The organism is Ruegeria sp. BHSA123, from assembly GCF_059613425.1.
In genome coordinates, this window is sequence record NZ_JBXWSL010000097.1 from 1 (window position 1) to 7553 (window position 7553).

At 57.3% G+C, this 7553-nt stretch carries 7 protein-coding genes; 5 read left to right on the plus strand and 2 right to left on the minus strand.

The window, feature by feature from the left end; translation table 11 throughout:
• Nucleotides 1–232 precede the first annotated feature (232 nt).
• Complete coding sequence (locus AC2FNC_RS19325) at nt 233–877, minus strand: response regulator transcription factor (RefSeq protein WP_496716338.1); 645 nt, start codon at nt 875–877, stop codon at nt 233–235.
• A complete protein-coding gene (locus AC2FNC_RS19330; RefSeq protein WP_496716340.1) occupies nt 870–2702 on the minus strand; it encodes an ATP-binding protein in 1833 nt (610 codons plus the stop codon). The genes AC2FNC_RS19325 and AC2FNC_RS19330 overlap by 8 nt, the downstream gene beginning before the upstream one ends.
• Before the next feature lie 172 nt (nt 2703–2874).
• Between AC2FNC_RS19330 and AC2FNC_RS19335 the strand changes: the two genes are divergently transcribed.
• The 5 genes from AC2FNC_RS19335 to AC2FNC_RS19355 all read left to right on the plus strand — a co-directional run bounded on the left by AC2FNC_RS19335 (nt 2875) and on the right by AC2FNC_RS19355 (nt 7447).
• Nucleotides 2875–3282 (plus strand): response regulator, encoded by a 408-nt coding sequence (locus tag AC2FNC_RS19335; protein WP_496716342.1) that lies wholly within the window; start codon nt 2875–2877, stop codon nt 3280–3282.
• Between the two features lie 7 nt (nt 3283–3289).
• Nucleotides 3290–4741 carry a DUF1254 domain-containing protein gene (locus tag AC2FNC_RS19340; RefSeq protein WP_496716343.1) on the plus strand — a complete coding sequence of 484 codons (1452 nt, stop codon included), beginning with the start codon at nt 3290–3292 and terminating at the stop codon, nt 4739–4741.
• 58 nt (nt 4742–4799) lie between these two features.
• Complete coding sequence (locus tag AC2FNC_RS19345) at nt 4800–6248, plus strand: DUF1254 domain-containing protein (protein WP_496716344.1); 1449 nt, start codon at nt 4800–4802, stop codon at nt 6246–6248.
• Between the two features lie 50 nt (nt 6249–6298).
• The gene (locus AC2FNC_RS19350; RefSeq protein ID WP_496716346.1) at nt 6299–7129 is read left to right on the plus strand and encodes a hypothetical protein; all 831 of its coding nucleotides are present in this window, start codon (nt 6299–6301) and stop codon (nt 7127–7129) included.
• 84 nt (nt 7130–7213) lie between these two features.
• Nucleotides 7214–7447 (plus strand): hypothetical protein, encoded by a 234-nt coding sequence (locus AC2FNC_RS19355; RefSeq protein WP_496716348.1) that lies wholly within the window; start codon nt 7214–7216, stop codon nt 7445–7447.
• The last annotated feature ends 106 nt before the right edge of the window (nt 7448–7553 follow it).

Below are 7553 nucleotides of genomic sequence, written 5' to 3' on the forward strand. Positions count from 1 at the left end.
CATGACGGGGGGAAGGAGCGGGGGCCGGGTATTGTCTGATGGCAAGTCGGGATGTTTGTGGGCTGTGACCAGCCTTTGATGCGCGGCGCAGAGAACGGCAACTCCGAGCCCTATAGCGTCATATGCTGCACGCCGTTCGAACTGGTGCTAAGCGTGGTTTGTAGACGTTGCACATGATCGCGCAGTTCGGCTGCGTCTATTTTTCATGCCGACGGAATTGGCGGGCATTTTCTTACTGCTTTGTGCCATCGACCGCGCCTTTGCGTTCCATATCGAGCGTCTGCGAAAAACCGACCATTTCCATCTGTGTCTCAAGCCCAAGCCGCTCCCGAATAGCGCTTCGATGTGCCTTGACGGTGCGCTCGCTGACAACGAGATTGCGCGCGATCTGCTTGTTACTGGCGCCAACAACAAGTTGCCAGAACACCTCCTTCTGCCTGTCGGTCAATTGATCGAACCGCGCCCGGGCGTTCACGCTTTCACTTCTCTTCCGAAGTTCGCCTTCCACTTTCTCCACGGCCTCGCTAAGGGCGGCTTGCAGGTCACTGTGCTCAACAGGTTTTTCCAGGAAGTTGACGGCTCCATCGCGCATTGCCCGGGTCACCGAACGCACCGTTGCAACACCGCTCAAAAACACGATCGAAAATGGTTCTGACCGAGCTTCGAGGCGCAACTGCAGTTCGAGCCCGTCCATTTTCGGCATTGAGAGATCCGCAAGCAGGCATTTCCAGTCCGTGTGCTCCAGAAATTTGAGCGCCAACAGGGGATCGTCGAACGTCTGTGTGGAATATCCCATCGTGCGAACCTGTTTGTCCAGCGCGCGCAGAAGCGATGGATCATCATCCACGATTACGACGTCGCAAATGGTCTCAGGCACTTTTCCTCAACCCCGTCTCTTGGCCCGGTGGCAGCGTGATGGCGAACCTGGCACCGCCGATGGCGCTTGCCCCGACTTTGATCCTGCCATTGTGCCGCTCGACCACCCGGCGGACGACGGCGAGACCGACACCCATGCCCTTGCTCTTGGAGGTTACGAAAGGAGCAAATACCTTATCCGCTTCTTCGCCCAAAATACCCGGGCCATTATCTTCCACAGACAGTTTAAGACCGCCATCCGGTTCCCCGCTTATCGTGATAACGACCTCTCCGCCCTCTGTGTCGCCGGTCGCCTGCATCGCGTTCATGACAAGATTGACCATGGCCTCCTGCAGTTCCAGTTCGACACCAAAGAAGCTGTCCGGCGGATTTTCGGAGATCTGCTGAATGGCAATTCGTCGGCGCTGCGCCTCAGGCTGGAGCCATTCCAGAACGGCCCTCAGCGCTGTCACCGGATCAAACCATTTGCGCTCCGGATCGCCGTCGTACATGAAATGTCGGACGTGTCCCATAAGATCGCGGGCGCGTCGTGTATCCCTGAGGATGTCCCGAATGATTTCCTCTATGTCGCCCTCGCCGGCAGAATCCGACTCTAAAAGGATTTCGCAGGTTTGCGCGTTGCTGAGGACAGCGGCAATCGGCTGGCTCAGTTCATGGGCGATCGTCGAAGCCAGCTCCCCAAGCGTCAGTGCGCGTGACAGTTTCTCGAACTCGCGCCTTGTTTCATCACGTTCGGCCTCGGCCTTCAGACGTTCTGTCTGATCCTTACCAATGGCGATCAGCCCATCGCTGGTCCCCGCTTTCTTGGAGAGCGTCACGCAATGCCAGGCCATTTCCCTATGGGTCCCGTCCGCGGCGGGCAGAAAACGGGCCGCAGCCTCCTGGCTTTTCCAGAAATCCGGATCAGTTATTGGCAACTGATCAGAGTTCAAGGCATTTCCCGCAAACAGGATATCTGCCTTTTGCCCCACCAAGTCGACGGAGCTGCGGCCGATCAAACGTTCGAGGAAGGGATTGACGCTGGCGATCTTGCCACCGGCATCGACCCGAACCAGCGCCAAATCGACCGCATCCATCACTCTTTGCCATCGTTCCCGTTCGAACTTGATCTCGCGGTTCAGCCAAGCACCTTTGGCGACTTCGCCAACCAGCGAAAACGCGAGCGAGACGGAGATTGCAACGAAGATGACACCGATAAGGTACGGTGTCTGGATCACCGACGCGTCCACGAGCGGCGTGTGAATTCCCGCGACGACTATGAAGAACAGAACCGGTCCCGCCGTCTTTAGCGCGTGAGCGCCCGAACCGGTTCGCAAGGCGCGCAGCAACACGTCAATCACATAAATCACGATTGCCAGAGAGGCCAAATCCGTCAGGTACTTGGACCAGTGCATTTCTCCAACCGGCAAGGCGAAGGCCTCATTCCAGGGCGTGGTTCGGTAGTCCAGCCCTTTGAGCCAACCAGTCACAATCTGCCCCGGGTTGGTCAAAACAATGATGATACTAAAGCTCCAAAGACCGGTGATGAACCAGCATAGCCAACGGCGACCGATGTTCAGCCGAAATTGAAGAAACCAGACCATGCTAATCAGCGAAACACCGATAAAAACACTTTGCGCCCGAAATGCATTCACGAAATCTGCGGTCGACGGGGTCCCGAGATAGGAGAATTCGCACAGGGCCGCAGCACTGCCCGCCAGGCTCATCACGCTCGCAAACAGAAACGCCGGCTGATCCCGGAGCCTCAACCAGATCAACAGGTAGACCGCACCGAGAATGATGCCGAAACCGGCGGTTACGAAATAGATCTGGCCAAGAAGTTGCATCTGGTCCTTTCAGCTTTGGGCACAGAGACGCTAGCGCGGCCCCAGTGACAAGGCAAGGAAGTGCTCAGGTCGCTGATTCGGCTGCTCAAAAAGCCTGTCAATTGTCCTTCGGGGACAATAGCGGGGTTCACCGCAACCCGGCATGATCCCTTGGAAAGAGAAAGGTTTCGCAGTGACACCGGCGCCGGTCACCATTTTCGTACTCGACGATGACAGCAGCGTTCGCACGGCACTCGCTCGTCTGCTGAAGGCGAAGGGGTTCGCCGAGCAGCAGTTGGACAGTCTCGCGTCGTTGCGCGCGGCCTTGCCCCTGCCGGCTGACAGCTGCCTGCTTGTCGATATCGTCCTCGACCAGGAAAGCGGGCTCGATGTGCCCGGCATTCTCGCTGACCGGAACGAATTGGTGCCTGTCGTTTTCATGTCGGCGACTGACGACGAAGAAAAACTTGCCAAAGCGGACACCACGGGCGCGACCCGCTGCCTGCGCAAACCATTTGAGGCTGATGAACTCTTTGCCGCTTTGGAGGCGGCGCTTTCTGCCTTTTGTCATGCGCCTGTTCTGGATTTGAAAAAGGAGTGAAAATCGAATGAGAAAACTACTGTTATCTGCCGCAATCACAATCGCTCCGCTGGCAGCATTTGCCGAGCAGGAGCATTGGACAAAGCTCCGCAATATGCCGTTTCCGGAGAACTACCCAACCCAGGAGTCGGTTGAGGTCCTCCTTGACGAGATGTTGTTCCACCGGGCCACGGTGGTTGTGCAGTGGTCACTGCCGGCGATGACAGTTTGGGCAATGAAAAAAGGCTCTGAGGCGGAGTTTGGCGAAGGCTCGAACGTATTCCCCATCTGGAAGGACCGGCTTTCTGCCGAGACGCTGGTCAGCACGCCGAATTCGGACCTCGTCTATGGGATGGGGTATCTGGACCTGCAAAAGGATGGCCCGACTGTCATCGAGGTTCCACCCAAGTTGCAAGGCATTCTCGACGATTTCTGGCATCGCCCGCTAACGGATGTCGGCTTCGTCGGGCCGGACAAGGGCGAAGGCGGCAAGTATCTGATCCTGCCGCCGGACTTCGAGGGAGAAGTGCCCGAAGGATATTTCACATTCACTTCACAGACCTACAATGTCTTTGTCTTCTGGCGGGCTTTCCTTGGCGAAAACCGCAGCACCGACGAAGCGGTCGCGCTGATGGAACAAACGCGGATTTACCCGCTGATCCAGAAAGACAATCCGCCCGAGATGGTGTTCCCGAACGGGTCCGGTCGCCCGGCGAACATGCTCTACCCAAAGGACTTCAGGTACTTTGAGGGCCTCGCCGATTTCGTTCAGAACGAGTTCGTTGATCCCGAGGACGCGGCAATGCGGGGGTTGATGGCGTCGCTCGGCATCGTGAAGGGCAAACCATTTGCACCTGACGACAGGATGAAGGCGATCCTGAGCGCGGGGGCAGAGGTCGGGATGAAGATGTCTCATGCGCTGCGGTTTGGCGACAAGCTCCCGAACACAAAGTATTGGGAAGACCGAAACTGGCACAATGTTCTGAATGTTCTGGATGTCGGGTTCAACGAGGACACGTTCCGGAACATAGACGCCCAGATCGGCATGTTCATCATTGCGTACTCGATCAGCCCAGCGATGGTGATGAACATGGTGGGCGCTGGATCGAAATATCCCTTCGCCTACAAGGACGCAGACGGGAATTATCTGGTTGGCGGAACCTCCTACAGGCTTCACCTGCCTCCAGATGTGCCGGCGCAGAACTTTTGGTCCGTCACGCTCTACGATGCAGAAACCGCCTCGGGCCTGCAGAACGGTCAACCTTATCCGTCCATCGGATCCAACGACGACCTGACCTACAACGCCGACGGATCTGTCGATCTGTATTTCGGGCCGGATCTGCCCGCGGATGCGCCGGAGTCGAACTTCCTGCGTACCGTTCCGGGCAAGGGCTGGTTCACGCTGATGCGGCTCTACAGCCCCGGTGAGGCGTTCTTCGACAAAAGCTGGCGCCCCGGCGATTTCGAGAAAATCATTTGAACTGGAAAAGCATTGGGCCGGCGTTGCCGTGCCTAGGCGTAGGACAGGAGAAAAACCGATGATATCCACACTTCGCTCTGCAACAGCAATAACCCTGTTGATGGCTTTGCCCTTGGCCGGTTATGCGCAGGAATCCATCGACACCCGGATCGGATCGCTCGACTTCACTCACAGTTTCACGACCGGCTACCCGTCCGATGCAACGATTGCCAAGCTCTACGAAGCGATGGATTTCCAGCGTGCTGTCCAAGCCTATATCTGGGCGATCCCCCTGATGGGCATGGCACAGTGGCGGCGTGCGCATGAAGACGAGCTTGGCGCCGAGAACGGCCAGATCGTCTTCGTGGAGTCCTACGCCGACAAGATTGGTGGCCTGACCTTCAACGCGACAACGCCCTACGTGCTGCCCTTCATCGATCTCGCCGATGGCCCCTGGGTGGTCGAGATGCCGGAACCGCAAGGGTCGGTGCGAGGAGCTGCCCATGACATGTGGCAGATCGGGATCACGCAAATCACCGAGCCCGGCAAGTACGTGTTCGTCGGCCCCGGACAGGACGCGCCAGAGGCGGAGGGCTACAAGGTGTTTTCTTCGCCAACCAACGGTGTGCTCATGGGTATCCGGTTGATGCCGGAGGACCGTGACGAACGCATGACGCTGCTGGAACTGATCAAGGTCTATCCCTGGTCCGAACGCGACGATCCCAAGCCCCGCGGATACATCACGCCCGATGGAAAGCCCTGGATGGGGGCGCAGCCCGTCGGGCTGGAATATTGGGAGTTGCTGAACGACACGATCCAGCGCGAACCGGTCTTCGAGCGCGACCGCTTCTTCATGTCCATGCTGAAACCTCTCGGCATCGAGAAGGGCAAACCCTTCAACCCCGGTTGGCGCGAGCAGCGCATTCTGATGGAGGCAGCGGTTGTCGGAGAAGCGATGGCCAAGGCCAACGATTTCTCCAAACGCGTGGAGACCAGCCACTACCGCGACGACGTTCAATGGGAATACGCGACGACCGCAAACCCAGACCAGCGTGACGAAAACCATGATCACCTCGATGAACGTGCGGCATGGTTCTACGAGGCTGTGACCAACGACGTTGCAATGCATGGCCAGAAGACGGGCAAGGGGCAAGTCTATATGGCGACCTACAAGGACGCCGACGGAGATTGGCTGGATGGCGGTACTGACTATGTGCTTCGGGTTCCGCCGGATGCCCCGGCTGAAGCATTTTGGTCCCTCACAGTCTACGAGGTCAGTACCCGGACACTGGTCCAGAACGACTATGAGATCGCGGACCGCTCGTCGCGGATGGACCTGGCCTATAACGACGACGGCTCGGTGTCGCTTCATATCGGACCTACCGAGCCGGAAGGCGATGCGCGCAAGAACTGGATCCCGACCGAACCCGGCCGCGCCTGGTTCCCGTATTTCCGTCTGTATTCACCGAAGAAGCCGTTCCTCGATCAAACCTGGGTTCTGCCCGATATCGAAAAGGCAGACCCATGAGGCGGGCACGACAAAACATGTTCCGCCGGAGTTGCTCAAAGGAGGGTCAAATGCACTTGTCATTCAAAACATTGGTTCTCTGCCTGGGGTTTACGTTGGGCATTTCTGGCAATGCAAGCGCCCAATCTGAACTGGGCTCTGCGGTTCAGAACCCGATCAGCTCGCTCATCAGCGTGCCGTTGAAATTCACCTTTGACAACGGAGCCCCGAACGGGAAGGCAAATGTCCTGAGTATCAACCCAGTATTTCCAGTTACCATCGGAGACTGGAATCTGGTCAGCAGGTTCATTGTCCCGCTCTACGATGCTCCTGGCGGGGTCGCCGGGCTACCGGGGAATCCGGGGATTGGCAACCCTGCAACTCCCGGTCGCACAACCGGTTTGGGTGACATTAACTACACGCTGTTCTTCAGCCCTGTTAAACCGACAAATGGTTGGATCTGGGGCGTCGGCCCATCGATAACCGCAGATTCCGCGACTGACGACCGGCTTGGCAGTGGCAAGTGGAGTGCCGGGTTGTCCGCCGTGGCTCTTAACCAACCCGGTTGGGGAACCTACGGTGCCTTGGTCCGCCATCTCTGGTCCTTTGCTGGGGACAGTGCCCGCAGGGACGTCAACCAGACGCTGTTCGAGCCATTCATCAACTACAATCTCGACAATGGTTGGTATCTGATCAGCGACATTGTGATGACCTATGATTGGTCGGCCTCTTCCGGCGACAGGCTTCTGCTTCCAGTCGGCGGCGGCGTCGGCAGAATTACGAAATGGGGAAACCAGCCGGTCAATCTGCGGGCCGAAGCTTACTACAATGTTGAACGACCTTCGGCTGCACCGAAATGGACGGTAGGGTTCACGATTCAGTTTCTGTTTCCGAAATCCTGATTTCATCGCCCGGACAGAAAACTCTCAGGCTCGCTTCCTCCTGGTTCAAAACCGCGAAAGCAATGCCCAACAGAGGAAACTAAAATGATCAGATGCTGTGCCAACAAAATGATGAGGGCGACGCTGGTAGTTTTTGTTGTCATCGTTCTGTCTCTGACACAGGTTGCGTCAACACTGGCCTGTACTGGTATTCGCCTCATCGCTGAAGATGGGTCCGTTGTGTACGGCCGAACCATGGAATGGGGCGCCTTCGATCTGAACTCACGCGTGGCGACAATTTCACGCGGGCAAGACTTCACGGGTCTTACGCCTGACTGAGCCTCCCCATCTGAACTGGTCCACCGCTATGTTTAGGAAACGGAGGACCAAGAATGGCAAACAAGCGACCGAAGCCGGAAGAGATTGTCTCAAAGTTACGGCAGGT

Coding starts and splice junctions, on each gene's coding strand:
- AC2FNC_RS19330 (WP_496716340.1), bottom strand. CDS start 2,702: ATGCAACTTCTTGGCCAGATCTATTTCGTAACCGCCGGTTTCGGCATC.
- AC2FNC_RS19340 (WP_496716343.1), top strand. CDS start 3,290: ATGAGAAAACTACTGTTATCTGCCGCAATCACAATCGCTCCGCTGGCA.
- AC2FNC_RS19350 (WP_496716346.1), top strand. CDS start 6,299: ATGCACTTGTCATTCAAAACATTGGTTCTCTGCCTGGGGTTTACGTTG.
- AC2FNC_RS19355 (WP_496716348.1), top strand. CDS start 7,214: ATGATCAGATGCTGTGCCAACAAAATGATGAGGGCGACGCTGGTAGTT.
- AC2FNC_RS19345 (WP_496716344.1), top strand. CDS start 4,800: ATGATATCCACACTTCGCTCTGCAACAGCAATAACCCTGTTGATGGCT.